General features: G+C 32.9%; 18 protein-coding genes and 1 pseudogene. 5 read left to right on the top strand and 14 right to left on the bottom strand.

Features of this window, described 5'->3' with window-relative positions:
- Positions 1 to 3: 3 nt before the first annotated feature.
- Together P2Q73_RS16470 and P2Q73_RS16465 are read right to left on the bottom strand one after the other, a co-directional pair.
- Positions 4 to 417 (bottom strand): BlaI/MecI/CopY family transcriptional regulator, encoded by a 414-nt coding sequence (locus P2Q73_RS16470; protein WP_275789166.1) that lies wholly within the window; start codon positions 415 to 417, stop codon positions 4 to 6.
- 269 nt (positions 418 to 686) lie between these two features.
- A complete protein-coding gene (locus P2Q73_RS16465; RefSeq protein WP_275789164.1) occupies positions 687 to 920 on the bottom strand; it encodes a hypothetical protein in 234 nt (77 codons plus the stop codon).
- A 124-nt stretch (positions 921 to 1044) separates the two neighbouring features.
- Between P2Q73_RS16465 and P2Q73_RS16460 the strand changes: the two genes are divergently transcribed.
- Together P2Q73_RS16460 and P2Q73_RS16455 are read left to right on the top strand one after the other, a co-directional pair.
- Entirely contained in the window at positions 1045 to 1260 is a 216-nt protein-coding gene (locus tag P2Q73_RS16460) for a hypothetical protein (RefSeq protein WP_275789162.1), read from the top strand.
- Between the two features lie 6 nt (positions 1261 to 1266).
- Complete coding sequence (locus P2Q73_RS16455) at positions 1267 to 1860, top strand: ATP-dependent DNA ligase (protein WP_275789492.1); 594 nt, start codon at positions 1267 to 1269, stop codon at positions 1858 to 1860.
- On the opposite strand, the gene P2Q73_RS16450 is transcribed toward P2Q73_RS16455, so the two are convergent.
- The 11 genes from P2Q73_RS16450 to P2Q73_RS16400 all read right to left on the bottom strand — a co-directional run bounded on the left by P2Q73_RS16450 (position 1815) and on the right by P2Q73_RS16400 (position 8900).
- A complete protein-coding gene (locus tag P2Q73_RS16450) occupies positions 1815 to 2573 on the bottom strand; it encodes a hypothetical protein (protein WP_275789160.1) in 759 nt (252 codons plus the stop codon). The genes P2Q73_RS16455 and P2Q73_RS16450 overlap by 46 nt on opposite strands.
- A gap of 93 nt (positions 2574 to 2666) precedes the next feature.
- Entirely contained in the window at positions 2667 to 3413 is a 747-nt protein-coding gene (locus P2Q73_RS16445) for an N-acetylmuramoyl-L-alanine amidase family protein (RefSeq protein WP_275789490.1), read from the bottom strand.
- Between the two features lie 16 nt (positions 3414 to 3429).
- Positions 3430 to 3765 carry a phage holin family protein gene (locus tag P2Q73_RS16440; protein WP_275789488.1) on the bottom strand — a complete coding sequence of 112 codons (336 nt, stop codon included), beginning with the start codon at positions 3763 to 3765 and terminating at the stop codon, positions 3430 to 3432.
- A gap of 60 nt (positions 3766 to 3825) precedes the next feature.
- Positions 3826 to 4167 (bottom strand): P27 family phage terminase small subunit, encoded by a 342-nt coding sequence (locus P2Q73_RS16435; protein ID WP_275789158.1) that lies wholly within the window; start codon positions 4165 to 4167, stop codon positions 3826 to 3828.
- Between the two features lie 64 nt (positions 4168 to 4231).
- Positions 4232 to 4567 (bottom strand): HNH endonuclease, encoded by a 336-nt coding sequence (locus P2Q73_RS16430; protein WP_275789156.1) that lies wholly within the window; start codon positions 4565 to 4567, stop codon positions 4232 to 4234.
- Positions 4568 to 4856: 289 nt separating this feature from the next.
- Positions 4857 to 5711: a TIR domain-containing protein gene (locus tag P2Q73_RS16425; protein WP_275789154.1), complete on the bottom strand. Its 855-nt coding sequence runs from the start codon at positions 5709 to 5711 to the stop codon at positions 4857 to 4859.
- Positions 5712 to 5859: 148 nt separating this feature from the next.
- Positions 5860 to 6060 (bottom strand): hypothetical protein, encoded by a 201-nt coding sequence (locus P2Q73_RS16420; RefSeq protein WP_275789152.1) that lies wholly within the window; start codon positions 6058 to 6060, stop codon positions 5860 to 5862.
- A gap of 93 nt (positions 6061 to 6153) precedes the next feature.
- Entirely contained in the window at positions 6154 to 6831 is a 678-nt protein-coding gene (locus P2Q73_RS16415; protein WP_275789150.1) for a hypothetical protein, read from the bottom strand.
- A gap of 124 nt (positions 6832 to 6955) precedes the next feature.
- Entirely contained in the window at positions 6956 to 7231 is a 276-nt protein-coding gene (locus P2Q73_RS16410) for a hypothetical protein (RefSeq protein ID WP_275789148.1), read from the bottom strand.
- A gap of 317 nt (positions 7232 to 7548) precedes the next feature.
- Positions 7549 to 8313, bottom strand: a complete 765-nt coding sequence (locus P2Q73_RS16405) for a methylamine utilization protein MauJ (RefSeq protein ID WP_275789146.1) — start codon at positions 8311 to 8313, stop codon at positions 7549 to 7551.
- Positions 8314 to 8504: 191 nt separating this feature from the next.
- Positions 8505 to 8900 (bottom strand): hypothetical protein, encoded by a 396-nt coding sequence (locus P2Q73_RS16400; RefSeq protein ID WP_275789144.1) that lies wholly within the window; start codon positions 8898 to 8900, stop codon positions 8505 to 8507.
- A gap of 191 nt (positions 8901 to 9091) precedes the next feature.
- On the opposite strand from P2Q73_RS16400, the gene P2Q73_RS16395 reads away from it, so the two are divergent.
- On the top strand, positions 9092 to 9889 hold the full coding sequence (locus tag P2Q73_RS16395) for a hypothetical protein (RefSeq protein ID WP_275789142.1): 798 nt from the start codon (positions 9092 to 9094) through the stop codon (positions 9887 to 9889).
- Between the two features lie 231 nt (positions 9890 to 10120).
- Here P2Q73_RS16395 and P2Q73_RS16390 read toward each other — a convergent pair.
- Positions 10121 to 10357, bottom strand: a pseudogene (locus P2Q73_RS16390) (ERCC4 domain-containing protein); the annotation flags it as partial.
- Between the two features lie 157 nt (positions 10358 to 10514).
- Between P2Q73_RS16390 and P2Q73_RS16385 the strand changes: the two are divergent.
- Both P2Q73_RS16385 and P2Q73_RS16380 read left to right on the top strand, forming a co-directional pair.
- On the top strand, positions 10515 to 11453 hold the full coding sequence (locus P2Q73_RS16385) for a VOC family protein (protein WP_082460734.1): 939 nt from the start codon (positions 10515 to 10517) through the stop codon (positions 11451 to 11453).
- An 87-nt stretch (positions 11454 to 11540) separates the two neighbouring features.
- Positions 11541 to 13730, top strand: coding sequence for a DNA topoisomerase III (locus tag P2Q73_RS16380; protein ID WP_275789140.1), 2190 nt, complete (start codon positions 11541 to 11543; stop codon positions 13728 to 13730).
- The last annotated feature ends 92 nt before the right edge of the window (positions 13731 to 13822 follow it).

Genomic DNA, 13822 nt, shown 5'->3' with positions numbered 1-13822 from the left:
AAATTACTTATCCTTTTTTAATTCTTTAATTTTTTTCTCGAGTTTAGCGACTAAATCGTCATCAACGTCTTCTAGTGCATCTAGCATATGACTAACGACAACAGTTCCAAATTCATCCATTAATTCGTTCGTCATTTCCTTTGACTGCGTATGTAAAAACTGATCTCTCGATAGAACTGGTTTATATAATGAAGATCTTCCTTCAGTCCTCTTTTGAAGAATCCCCTTTTCGACCAGTCGATTCATAACAGTCATAACCGTGTTAAAATTGGTCCCCTTTTCACGGTCCAGAACTTGTTGAACATCTTTTATTGTCATTTCAACATCGTTCCATAAGATATCCATTATTTTTGCCTCAAGCGGTCCGAAAAAACGGTTCAACCCACTTTCATTTTTGTTAAACTTTCGAATCAACACGATTTTATCACCTCACATTACTCATTGTAGTGCAAATGCTTATCGAATGAAAGTGTTTTATACTCACAAACATTGTAATATCAACAATTTTATGAATTACAATATAAAATTGTTTTTCGTTTACCACCTAATATAATCGCTTATTTGGGGGAACTTTTGGGGGACTAAATATAAATAAGTCGACAGGCGTTAATGAAAAGAAAAAAGTTGTAAATTAATAATATCAAAGCCCTTCCACAGATTTAGTTGTGGTTGGGCATTTTTTATGCTTATTTAATAATCTTTTCCAAGTCGATTTCAGATTTCACATATACTCCATTCATGTAGTAATAATAATGGACGGATATTAAAGAATTCCCTACTCTATAGCTTTGTATTTTACTGTTATCAACATCGACTAACAAATCTTCTTTTATTACCCCTGGAATGTTCTTTTCAATCGCAAGACATTGTTTTTCATAGATAACCTCATTAGCTCCATTACAAATGTAGTACTCGAACAAATTCATCCCCCCTGTTCCGATTTTCTACAGATTCATTTACTTTCATTTTTAAAATCAATTAAATCGCGTATATCATCAATATTTAAAACATCGGCAATTATATTGCTTGGGCGCTTCATTGGAAATGTTAGCAAACATATTGGATCAGTTAATTTCGATAATGGTCGCTATCTCCTTTCCTATTGCATCGGTCATTATGCTTGGTGGCGCATTCTTTTTCATTCTAGGATATACCGAAAAAGCGTGGCAAACAATATTTAACGCAGGGTATGGATATGCCATTATACAGATGTCTCCATTGTTCCTAGAAATACTACGCAAAGTAGGCGAAGCGGTTTAATTTGATATTCTCACTTATAAAAATGAATCCATTACAAAATATCCTCTTGAAGAAAGAAAAGGACTTCTAACTGAAGTGTTGGCAAAGATTGATTCTCCATACATTCATTTGGTTCCTTACATACACACAGAAGGTAAGTCGCTATTTGATTTGATTAAAGATAATAACATGGAGGGAATTGTAACCAAACGTTTAGGTAGTACTTATACGGCAGGTAAGAGAACAGATAATTGGAGGAAAATAATAAATTGGAGTTATCATGATTGTGTTGTTTCGAAGATCACATTTAAACCATTGACTGTACAACTAAAAAGTGTGGATGGAGAATATTTAGGAAGTGTAAGACTTGGTTTTACTACGGAGATTAAGAATGAATTGTTTAGGAGAACTCCACCATATGCATGTAAAGTAAAAGCTCGTGGATGGACTAGTAGCGGAAAGTTAAGGATTCCTTTAATTTATGCAATTGAAAAAAGCGACCACTTGATTTTTACAACATTTTTTAAGGCAAATAAAAAAGCATCTCAAATGAGACGCTCAAGGGATTACAGGCATTATAAACCCAACTCTTCCAATAATGCGTGTAATAAATCTGGATGAATTGCTCCTTTTTTATCAAAATCAACAGTTAAATATCCAATAGCTTCTTTTCCATCAAATATGACGGGTGGTGAAGGAGAACGTTTATTAAAAGCACTATAGGTTCCATATTTACTTCCATATTCGCTATACTTATTCCATATACTAGTATCTGAATATTTACTTCCATAATCGCCGTACTGATTAAATATAGATTCATCATCGTACTTATCTGTTATTAATTTACCGAGATACTGTCCGTCTTGTGCAATCAAAATCAACTCATTTTTAACTTTATAGTCAGTATTACTAGGGGAACTTGGTTCATAATTTGTTGCTTCCTTACTATTTAACCATTCTTCGTAAGTCGGTATAAGTGAAGATCCCTTTAATGATGCTAATTTACTTTTTGACGGTGTTTCGTACTTTACATTCGTAGACTTCTGAATGTAACTTCCACCACCGACACCGTATAAACCACCATGATTCGTCTTATAACTATAAACTCGGTATTCCTCTCCCTTTTTCATAGATCGAACCGTAGTTAATGAACCATTGCTTTCCATTTTAACTAGGTTTGTATTAGATAAAATAGTAACTTTGCCTATTTGGCCTAATTTTAGTTCTGTTTTTCCCCACATCACTTTAGCGGCACTTGCACTATTACTGCTAAAAGATACAATTCCAACTGCTAAAATTAACACAACTATAGCTTTAAATAATTTAGACAACAATCTCTAAGACCCCCTCTTTTTGACTTTCTTTTATAGTATAATTTGGAACAAAGAAAGTCTATAGTATTATCTGAAAATAAAAAAAGCCCCACTCTAATGAGCAGGGCAATTGTTAAAGTGAGCCTTTTCTTCTAATTTATTTAACAAAGGTGCTAGCATTGTAATAAACCGAACATCCACAGAATCTTTTATTTCGTAATTAGCTGCCATCAATCCATGTTTCACTAAAGTATCTTTTGCTTTCTGTTGACCAGACGTTAATTGAATAGTATTTGACACTCCTGCCACCTCTTTCTTAATTAATCCAAAGTAATTAACTAAACCAAAAACTGTTCCATCTGCAATAGCTCTTAGTCTACTTTCATCACGTAAAGCTACAATATCTATGCGACTATCCATATAACCACTTTCAATTAAAATAGCTGGCATATTAGACTCTCGTAACATATGAAAATCCGATTCCCTAATACCTCTATTTTTTAGTTTAAGTTTCTTCACAATCTGGGGATGAATAGCTTCAGCAAGTGTTCTACTTTTACTCGTCTTCGGATAGATATATGTTTCCGTTCCAGTATGATTTCCCCACTCACCTTTGGATGCATTTTTGTGGAAGGATATAAGCACATCAGCTTTCCAATTATTCGCTTGATTCGTTCGAGTTCCTAAAGGTGTATCTGTTTTTCCTGTTGGATCATCAAGACGTAATATTTCCACACCTACATAAAATTTCAGTCCTGCTATTACATAACGAACGACTACATCATTAAACGACCATTCTTTTTCATCATCAGGGGTACGCTTACCAGGTGTGTTATAACCATGACCTGCATCTAATGCGATTTAACCATGGAATTAGTCACCTTCCTTTAATTGCTAATTGCTCGTCTACTTTAGCACCAACCAGTTCTTCACGTATTTCCGTACCAATACCTTCACTTTCGTGTTTTTTTTCCTCAATAACCTTTAGTTTTTCAGCGAGGTTGGTTGGTACCAACACACCTAATTCAGCCATGTTTTCAAATATACTTAATCCCTCGTTTGCTATATAAAACAATACTGTTGCAAAGGTTAAAGTACCTCCTAAATTTAGCACCTGGTCAATTATGTTTGCCGTTATAATTACTATTAAAACCAATAATTTACGAGCGTATCCAAACAAACTTTTGCGACTCCATAAATTTTTATTGTTAATAGCTTTTTATTTTCCCTGTTTCGTACAGGTGAATATATTCATCTACATACTTTTGACTGTTCAAACTAAATCACTAGGTTCATAGTCACCTTGTTTACCTTCCACAGATGCAGATGAAGGGGAAGGGACAAGATCTCCATTAGAGAATTTTATACTTTTCTCTAGTGCAATCATTTGTGCATTTAATTTCGCTTTTTCATTCATTGCTGGATGGGCCTTTATAAATCGTTGTGATCTATTTTCAATGGTTATAGTTGCTCCATCTTGTTCAATCGATTTATTACAAGCTAAATCTAATTCCCTTAATTTAATATATCGATTGATTTTATCGACCTCTAGCAAGTCATCTGTATCGATTCGTGCCATTAATTGTTCTTTCAACTGATCTAACATTTCGCTCATGTTACCCCCTCCCCGGTCCCAGGACATTTTAAAATTGTCCAAAATATTTTGACGGGGGGTATATTCACCATCTCTCATCGTGAATCCATTTATTTGTACTTGGTTTGAATCGATTGTGTTCTTTGTTGTGATGGTCTAAACAGATAGTCATAAGGTTGTCCAAGTCTAATGCAAGCTCTGGATTTGTTTCGATTTCTTTAATGTGATGAACGTTTAGTTGGATAGACTTACGCTCACCTTCAACCTTGATTGAATCAACATGTACTTTACCTTCAGCTTTACATAGCCGGCATTCGTAATTGTCACGCTTTAATGCTTGATTGCGTAAGCCATTGACACCTGACCATTCTTTGGATTTATAGAACTTCTTCTTTTGTTCTTCTGATTTGTATTCAATCATGCTATCACCTCAACATCTGGTGGTTTACTTCTTTTCGTTCTGATTTGAAATAACCTATTGATAAGCTCTACTGTATGTTTTAGCATTCAATCACTCCAATAAGTTTTATTAGTCAACTAACGTATGACCACACGAGATGTGTAGATCACCAATCCTTTCTCGAATTTGACTTAGAGTAAAACAAGAATGACCACCACCTTTTATGTATAATAAAAAGCCGCACTCGAATGAGTACGACTTAATTTTTTTAAATTTTTCTCCGTGAATATTAATAAAACTAATATTATTCTTACCTACTTATGAATTCAGGTTTCATTTTTAAAGTATCCCGTACATTTAAATCAGTTAATTCAGTAAAAGTAACTCTTCTTTTAATATGAGTTATAGCCTTCTTTAAATTTTTAGCCTCCATTGCTACAAAATTCATAAGTTCTTCATCATGAGCACCATCTGTTAATTCCTGAATACATAACTCAAGAGCTTGATGCCCTCCTTCAAGGTCATGAAGGACATCAAGTTCAATAGTTAGTTCACTAACATGATTTCTAGAATGTCTATCCATTTTTAGTAGTTTTTCTTGCTCAGTTAGTTTTGAATATATGACACTTAATATTTCTTTCTCACTAGGCTCTTTTGCAACTGAAGCCCCTTCTTTTGGTTTATCTTTAACTATACCATTGATACACTCTTCTAATTCTTTCCACCACATATCAAATGACTTTTCTAATCTTTGTTCGTCTAGTTTCAACTGAACATTAGCGTTATTTATGCTTTGTAATAAGGAATATATGCTATCCTTTTTCAAGTTTTTTGCAGATTGAAATTGTTTTAGAGGTCCTTCATTTAATATCATAACATCAGCATTGTATAGAATTGGAACAACTTTTGAATCCAACGTTTTAGACAAAGCCCCTGCTTCGAAATTAATCCAAGGTGCATTAATATTAGAAGGTGTCACAAAAATCAGCCCAAAAATAGACTCATGTAAACTATCTGTAATATTATTATTCCATCTTTCTCCCAAACTGATATCTTCAGCAGACATATAGGGTTCAACATACTGAAGTACATTCGGTAACCACTCTTTAAAAATAGAGGCCAATTGTTTACTTTCGGTTCCTGACCAACTTAAAAATATCTTCATAACTCTACTTCACTCCTAATCTAACTTAGTTGAAAAACTAACAATCTCTTAAATCTCATCTTCAATTAAAATAATAGATTAACAGGAAACATTTGTCACTTTATAAAATAAATAGCCACACCCGATTGGATGTGACCTTTATGTATAATTACATTTTTACAACAACAATTTTTGCAATATGTGAAGTATTCAATACTTCACAACTTCTTTCCAAATCAATAGTAATAGTCGCTTGTGTTAGCTTAATTTTGCTATTTTCATTTGCTTTATCATCACTTTCATACTCTTTTGTCTCTGTAGCTAAAACCTTTCCATCAACTGATTTATACTCAATGTGGTATTTCCCCATTTTCACTCACCTCCCCCCACACTAATCATAATGTGAATGGAAATGATTGTCACTAACATCTTTCGACAAAAGAAAAGACCAATAATAAACGCCTTAATTGCTGTAATTCTCAATAATAATATTATGCATATCTTCATCTAATTTAGTAGCTACTTCAACGAAAATTTCTTTCACTCTTTCTTCAGATAAAAAATCTCCAATAGATGTCTCTTCCTTTACTCTTTTCCACTCTGCTTTTAGAATTACGTTTTGAGCAAACAATAAACGTTTTAAATAATCATTGAATTGATTAACGCTCATTACTGAATTTAAATTTATGATATCATTTCTAAGTTTTTTCATAATACTTATTATTGCATTCGAGTAAATTTCATCACCATTTAAAAACAATTCAGTATTATGTATTGTTTTAACCATTTCTTCAGATATTTCTATTGCTTTATCACGAAGAATTTTTGTTTCCTCATTATTTAAAAGCAATCTTATATAGTTAAAATGAAGTTTTTGTGCATTTGAATTATAGTCGACGAAATGTTGCCTAATGTTATTTATCCAAACAACTCTTTGAGCACCTATGGTTTCAACAATTCTCTGTTTATCTTGTGTATTCGCTTGAAGTTTACCTAATTTTTCATTTAATTCATTTGATTTTCTTGCGCTTTTTGTTGAACTCGCAATAGTAAATATCGAAGCTACGAAAGCGATCGCCGCGGCTAATATAGTTCCCCAATCTCCTGGTTCCATTGAGTTAATAAAACTTGTCCAACCCATATCTTCAACTCCCTTCCTTCCAATTAATCATAATGTGAATGGAAATGATTGTATGTAATAAAAATTTGATTTAATAATAGTGCATAATAAAAAGCACTCAACCATTTATCTTAGGTTAGGCGCTTTAATTATTTAATATATCTTCTATTTCTTTTAACACATGTTCATCATTGCAAATCAAAAATGAACCGTAATTTATATCATTACATAATCTAAATTCCATATCGTGAAATGTGCCTTCCCATATGTCTAAATAAATAATTTCTTGATAGCCATAGAATTTTATATGTGGGAATTTTTCAAGCTTTGTTTTAGCTTCTTGAATTATTAGTTCTTCATCTATATCTTGATAGTTCTTAAAATAAAACCTATCATTTTTTTCTGACCTAAACGTTTCCACTTTGTATCCTCCTGGAATCATGCAAAGATTTAATTATTTCTTGTGCTTGCTCCTCTGAAATCTCATCATATTCCCAGTCTTCTCCAATGAATATTTTGCACAGTTCAGGATCAGGTTTCCATATGTTTTCGACTTCATCATAACATTCGAATTCACCATTGATAAAACGATACAATCTAGAAGTACTTTGGGACTTTCATCATAGTTATAGGCGAAATAGAAAACATTCATCAACTGACAATATCCCTTTCATTTGATATCGTTTTTTAAAAGCCACACCCATTTGGATGCTTGATGTAAAAATAATGCAACATATATCAAAATGTAATAAAATCACTTCTTTTAAATTCTCTATCAATTATTTTATTGATTATTTCTTTTGAAGTCTTTTCTAATAAAGGAATCATCATCGAGGTTTCATTAATAGCCTCAAGAGTCGTGTCTTCTCCACCGTGAACAATCTGACTCCTTTTATCATGCATGGTATCTATCCATCTTTCCGGCAAATCCCAATCTTCTATTTTTCCAAAATTATCTATAAAACATTGATAAATCATATTTTTAACTCCTTCTTTTGTTCGTTCTGTAGGAGTATGATATTTCTTGCCTATTATTTCTATCACGTTCCAAAAAGAAAAAAATTGATCGAATGTATTATTTGATAACTTACCCTTAGAGTACCATCCAATAGCTCTTAATAATTTTGGATGATTAATTTCAAATTCTCTAGCCATTATAAAAGCACTAATAATATCGAATTTATTTAATTTCCTTCTACTTCTGAAATTCCTCGACATTTTAAATGGACCTTCATTTTTACTTAGTTGAATAGGTATATCATTATTTAAAGATAAAACATCTCTCATTCTACCAAAATAAACATTAGCTACAGTCTCGGCAATTTCTATAGTATCAGCATAAGCAGTAATAGTAGCGTTGAAGCCGAAAGAACTTTTTGTTAGTTCTATATCACTATAAAATTGATGATGATCGAATCCTTTTTCTTGTTTAAAACGTATAGTACTTTCAATTGACAAAGGACCAATAACCTCAAAGTCAATTTCCCATATTTTTCTCTCCAAAATATTACCCCCTTCAAATTGAGTATTCTATTAATCTTTATATTACATTAATTTAAATACAAAGAGCACCCAAGTTTAAATGGATGCTCCAACGAAGGGAAAAGAACTTTATCACGGTTCTTTATACTCCTACTATAAATGGTTTTTTCTATAGATTCAGCCACTACTTGGTAAGGTACTTTTTTAACACCTTACCTAGATGAAACTTTCTTTGCATACTGCATCATTCTCATTATGTTAGCGTGCTTAATCTTTATATAGTTTGTACTGTAATTTAATTCATTCGCTATACACTCTAACGTCTTTCCTTCTACGTGCTTTCGATAAAGTATTTTGTATTCTAACCCATCAAATGTGCTTATGAGTTTTTTTAATTCATGAAGATCATTTAATTTATGAGCTAATTCAAATTCAATAGCTTCTAATTTTTCTTCAACATTCGCCCCATGGCTTTCTGGTGTTAGTTTATATTTTGCTAAGTCTCCACCTGTCCACCGTCCTAACTCCTTTTTAGTACGGATTAGATTGAAATCAAGATAGGCTATTTCTTCCTCTAGTTTTTTATAGTCTCTCAACCATTCGTACATATCATGTCTCAACCTCCTTATAATTAAAATGAGTTACTTTTTGGTACCACATGTTACCAAAAGAAGTGCTTACCTTATATATTTTCAAGACCCGTAATTACTCTTGATTTTTTCCTGGACCTCTACTTAATACATCGATTTTTGAGCCGATATATTTCTAGGTAATTATTAAATAGAATGGGTGTGTTCATATGGATATTAATACAATAGCTGCCATTGTTGGAATAATAGCTGGAATTTTCACGATTTTTCAAGTTATTAAAGAGTTTATTAAGCCAAATTTAGATACAAAAGTTGAACAAAACAATTCAAAAGGAAATAATATCTACATAGACAAATCTACAAAAATAAATAAAACTATGACTGAAACAAATATTACAAAATACTATCCTAAATCGAATGATTCAGGCGATGAAGGTATAGTCATAACATTGATTTTAAGTATCATTATCTCAGTTATTTCACTAGCCTTTTATTCTCAAACTTATAAATTAATACCCATGATTAGTTTATTATTACTGGCATTTGACATATACAGAGATAAAAAAATCCCTTTTCAAAATACTAAAACTAAGGTTCAATGGGCATTTCAAAAATTATTAGTTTTTATTGTGATTATTATTTTATTCTTCACTCCGAAATCAATATTAAATATCATTAACCAAATACCTGAATTTAGGGCAGATACATTTAATGATTTTTTTGACTGGCTTACATATAGTTTTAATATTATCAAGGATTTAATACAAGGTTCTAGCATAATGTTAATAAGTTTATTCCTACGAATAGGCGTTTCATTTGGATTAATTTTTTTGTTATTTGAATGGATTCGATCTAAGAAAAATACTCATAAGACGCAAAATAATAAAGAACTAGTTGGATTTTTCGTTTATATTCTATTACTAATTTGCATTTTAAATTTCGAATTTATTTGGAACCTAATTGAACCTTTAAGAACTAGTTTTGAAAATTGGTTTATTACCGACTAAAAACAATTAGTACTTTTGTTTGTTATCTGAATATCACCAGTAATCAAGATAATAGGTCTTGTAAAGGAGTAATATTATGAGAAAAATAGTTGGTATAGTTATATCCTTAATTGTCTTAATTTTTCTTCTTAACCTTATGGGTATCAACCTCATAAATTTCAACTAACTTTACTTCAATTCACAGCACTTAATTAAATTTTTGCATTTTTTAAGTGCTGCTTGAACTTTACTTTAGAATGCACCCGATTTCAAATAGTGTTTTGCCTGGTAATAAAAATGATGATAGATCCAGTTGCCAGTGAATTTTTTATCGAGATAAACAATTTCAAAATTGTACTTTGCTTTAAATGTATTGAGCCTTCCGAGTAATGCTAATGGATTGTATTTCGAACGGTAATCACCCTTTAGCATTTTTTCATAGCCGTTTAGGTCCTCCACAATCAAAGTAAACGGAATTTCTTTCGAACGAAAATTTTACTCATTGTAGTGTGATGGACTATTCCAGTCAACAATCGTTAATCGAAATTGATACAATTAACAATTTTGTAACATTAAATAACTGTATTCACTAGTAAGTCCTGTTACACTACAAATTGTAGTTTAATTAAAAAAGGAGATTTACGTAATGAAAAACAAACTATTTATTAGCTTAACCATCGGCTTATTGGTGCTCCTATCACTATTCTTTCTGTTTAAAGAAAATGAAGAAACCTATGAAATATATAATACTAATTCACCTTCTAGAGTAAAAGAAGTGAACTTGATTGTATCTGATGTTGATAAATTATCTACTTTTTATCAACAAGTAATCGGCTTTGATATTTTAAAAGTAGAACAAAATAAAGTTACTTTAACTGCTGATGGTAAAACCCCTTTGCTAGTATTAGAAGAGGTTGAAAACTCAGTGGAAAAACCTTTAGGAACAACCGGACTCTATCATTTTGCTATTCTATTGCCAGACCATTCAAGTTTAGGAACTATGCTCCTTCATTTATCGGAAACCGAATATCCTATGCAAGGTGCATCAAATCATCAGTATAGTGATGCTCTTTATCTAGCAGATCCGGATGGAAACGGTATTGAAATTTACGCAGATCTTCCTCCAGCTAATTGGGAGCGAGACAAAGACGGTGGTTATGCAGGTGGTTCTTATCCGATCGATTTCGAGAATTTGCTCAAACAAGCAACTCCTTCTTGGAACGGCCTTCCAGAGAATACACGTATTGGCCATATGCATTTGCAAGCTTCTGAACTTGAAATAACGGAACAATTTTATGTAGACGGCCTTGGTTTTGATATTACGTCAAAAGGAAATGGAAGTCTGTTTTTATCAAAAGACCATTACCATCATCATATTGCATTAAACATATGGTCCGGCACTGGTCTCCCTGCACCTCCAGCCAATTCTAGAGGATTAAAGAGGTTTACGATTATTTTTACACAAGAGGAATTAAATAAAGCTAAAACACAACTGAGACGGTTGGATTTTCCCTTTGAAGAAAAAGATAGTTACATACTTGTAAAAGATCCATCAGGAAATACCCTTGAAATTATAGCTAAATAAATCATAAGAACGTTATCCCTTTCTACAAAATAACTCGTTCTGTGCTATATTTAAATTCAATGGTTACCCCCGAAAGGATGTATTAAAATGAAGAAAAGTGTAGTAATCGCAGAAAAACCTTCAGTTGCTCGTGACATAGCACGAGTATTGAATTGCCATAAAAAAGGAAACGGCTTCCTAGAAGGCGACAAATACATTGTGACTTGGGCATTAGGACATCTCGTAACACTTGCTGATCCTGAAGCATACGACAGTAAATATAAAACATGGAGCTTGGAAGATTTACCTATGCTCCCTAACGACTTAAAGCTTGTCGTGATTAAGCAAACGGGTAAGCAATACAATGCCGTGAAAAGTCAATTAGTCCGTACAGATGTAAGTGATATCATTATCTCAACAGATGCCGGTCGTGAAGGTGAATTAGTAGCAAGATGGATAATCGACAAAGCTAAAGTAAATAAGCCCGTTAAACGTCTTTGGATTTCATCCGTAACAGACAAAGCAATTAAAGAAGGCTTTCAAAATTTAAAACCAGGTAAGGCTTATGAAAACCTTTATCACGCTGCAGTTGCCCGCTCAGAAGCAGATTGGTACATTGGATTAAATGCAACAAGAGCACTTACTAGTAAATTTAATGCACAGTTATCTTGTGGACGCGTACAAACCCCAACCGTTGCAATAATAGCGCAAAGAGAAGAAGAAATAAAAAACTTCAAACCCAAAACCTATTATGGAATTGAGGCTCATACAGATCAACAATTAAAACTCACTTGGGTCGATAGTAAAACAAACGATACGCGAACATTTACGAAAGAAAAAGTAGAACAAATAATAGCAAAAATAGATAAGAAGCAAGGTACAGTTGTGGAAGTGGATAAAAAACACAAAAAAAGCTTTGCACCGCAACTCTATGATTTAACCGAATTACAACGCGATGCCAATAAAATATTTGGCTATTCTGCTAAAGAAACGCTTGGTATTATGCAAAAATTGTATGAGCAACACAAGGTACTAACATACCCACGAACGGATTCCAGATACATTTCAAGCGATATCGTAGAAACTTTACCAGAACGCTTAAAGTCCTGTGGCATTGGACAATACAGACAACTAGCAAACAAAGTTTTACAAAAACCAATTAAAGCAAATAAGGCTTTTGTAGATGATAGTAAAGTATCCGATCATCATGCAATCATCCCAACAGAAGAAATTGTAAATCAAGCAAACTTTACGGACAAAGAACGAAAAATTTATGATTTAGTTGTAAAACGCTTTTTAGCAGTTTTGTTCCCTCCTTTCGAATATGAACAAATCACAGTGAAAGCTGCTATTGGAGATGAAGCATTTGTAGCAAAAGGGAAAACAATTCTCTCATCAGGCTGGAAAGAAGTATATGAAAATCGTTTTGAAGAAGATGACAACGCAGATGATATGAAGGAACAAATACTTCCTCGCATGGAAAAAGGCGATAAATTATCCATTAAATTTGTGACAGAAACTTCTGGTCAAACAAGACCTCCAGCTAGATTTAATGAAGGAACCTTACTTACAGCTATGGAGAATCCAGCAAAATATATGGGTACCCAAGATAAAGAGTTGGCAAAAACACTCGATAAGACGGGTGGTCTTGGAACTGTTGCGACAAGAGCAGATATTATTGAGAAGCTGTTTAATTCTTTCCTTATGGAGAAAAAAGGAAAAGATATATATATCACATCAAAAGGGAAACAATTGCTTGATTTAGTTCCAGAGGACTTGAAAACCCCAGCCCTTACTGCGGAGTGGGAGCAAAAGTTAGAAGCAATCGCAAAAGGAAAATTAAACAAAAATGTCTTCATCAGTGAAATGAAAAACTATACAAAAACAATTGTCAGTGACATCAAAAAGAGTGAGAAGAAATTTAAGCATGACAATATCTCCACGAAGACATGTCCTGATTGCGGTAAACCTATGCTTGAAGTGAATGGTAAAAAAGGTAAAATGCTCGTATGTCAGGATCGTGAATGTGGTCACCGTCAAAATGTAGCAAGAGTGACAAATGCTCGCTGCCCACAATGTAAGAAAAAGCTTGAACTTCGCGGTGAAGGCGAAGGGCAAATTTTCACATGTAAATGTGGCTATCGCGAAAAGCTCTCTGCTTTCAACGAACGTCGTAAAAAAACCTCCGGAGGAAAAGCGGATAAACGAGATGTACAAAAGTATCTGAAAAAGCAAAACAAAGAAGAAGAGCCTGTAAACAATGCGTTAGCAGAAGCTTTAAAGAATTTGAAACTGTAGGTTAAAAAGAGAGTGACTTTTAAGTCACTCTCTTTTCTTTAGGTTTGTATTTGGTCTCGCTTATGATTGAATTGGTCTCGGTTAATGTTATT

Origin of the sequence: Bacillus sp. Cr_A10 (assembly GCF_029222665.1) — a bacterium.
Classification (GTDB): domain Bacteria; phylum Bacillota; class Bacilli; order Bacillales_A; family Planococcaceae; genus Psychrobacillus.
Note: the sequence above shows the minus strand (reverse complement) of the source record. Positions and strands in the feature narration are given on the sequence as shown.

What these genes read in the sequence shown, in the direction of transcription:
- P2Q73_RS16425 (WP_275789154.1), bottom strand. Translation starts at nt 5,711, where the DNA reads ATGAAGATATTTTTAAGTTGGTCAGGAACCGAAAGTAAACAATTGGCC.
- P2Q73_RS16400 (WP_275789144.1), bottom strand. Translation starts at nt 8,900, where the DNA reads ATGTACGAATGGTTGAGAGACTATAAAAAACTAGAGGAAGAAATAGCC.
- P2Q73_RS16380 (WP_275789140.1), top strand. Translation starts at nt 11,541, where the DNA reads ATGAAGAAAAGTGTAGTAATCGCAGAAAAACCTTCAGTTGCTCGTGAC.
- P2Q73_RS16460 (WP_275789162.1), top strand. Translation starts at nt 1,045, where the DNA reads ATGTTAGCAAACATATTGGATCAGTTAATTTCGATAATGGTCGCTATC.
- P2Q73_RS16415 (WP_275789150.1), bottom strand. Translation starts at nt 6,831, where the DNA reads ATGGGTTGGACAAGTTTTATTAACTCAATGGAACCAGGAGATTGGGGA.
- P2Q73_RS16395 (WP_275789142.1), top strand. Translation starts at nt 9,092, where the DNA reads ATGGATATTAATACAATAGCTGCCATTGTTGGAATAATAGCTGGAATT.
- P2Q73_RS16430 (WP_275789156.1), bottom strand. Translation starts at nt 4,567, where the DNA reads ATGATTGAATACAAATCAGAAGAACAAAAGAAGAAGTTCTATAAATCC.
- P2Q73_RS16420 (WP_275789152.1), bottom strand. Translation starts at nt 6,060, where the DNA reads ATGGGGAAATACCACATTGAGTATAAATCAGTTGATGGAAAGGTTTTA.
- P2Q73_RS16385 (WP_082460734.1), top strand. Translation starts at nt 10,515, where the DNA reads ATGAAAAACAAACTATTTATTAGCTTAACCATCGGCTTATTGGTGCTC.
- P2Q73_RS16435 (WP_275789158.1), bottom strand. Translation starts at nt 4,167, where the DNA reads ATGAGCGAAATGTTAGATCAGTTGAAAGAACAATTAATGGCACGAATC.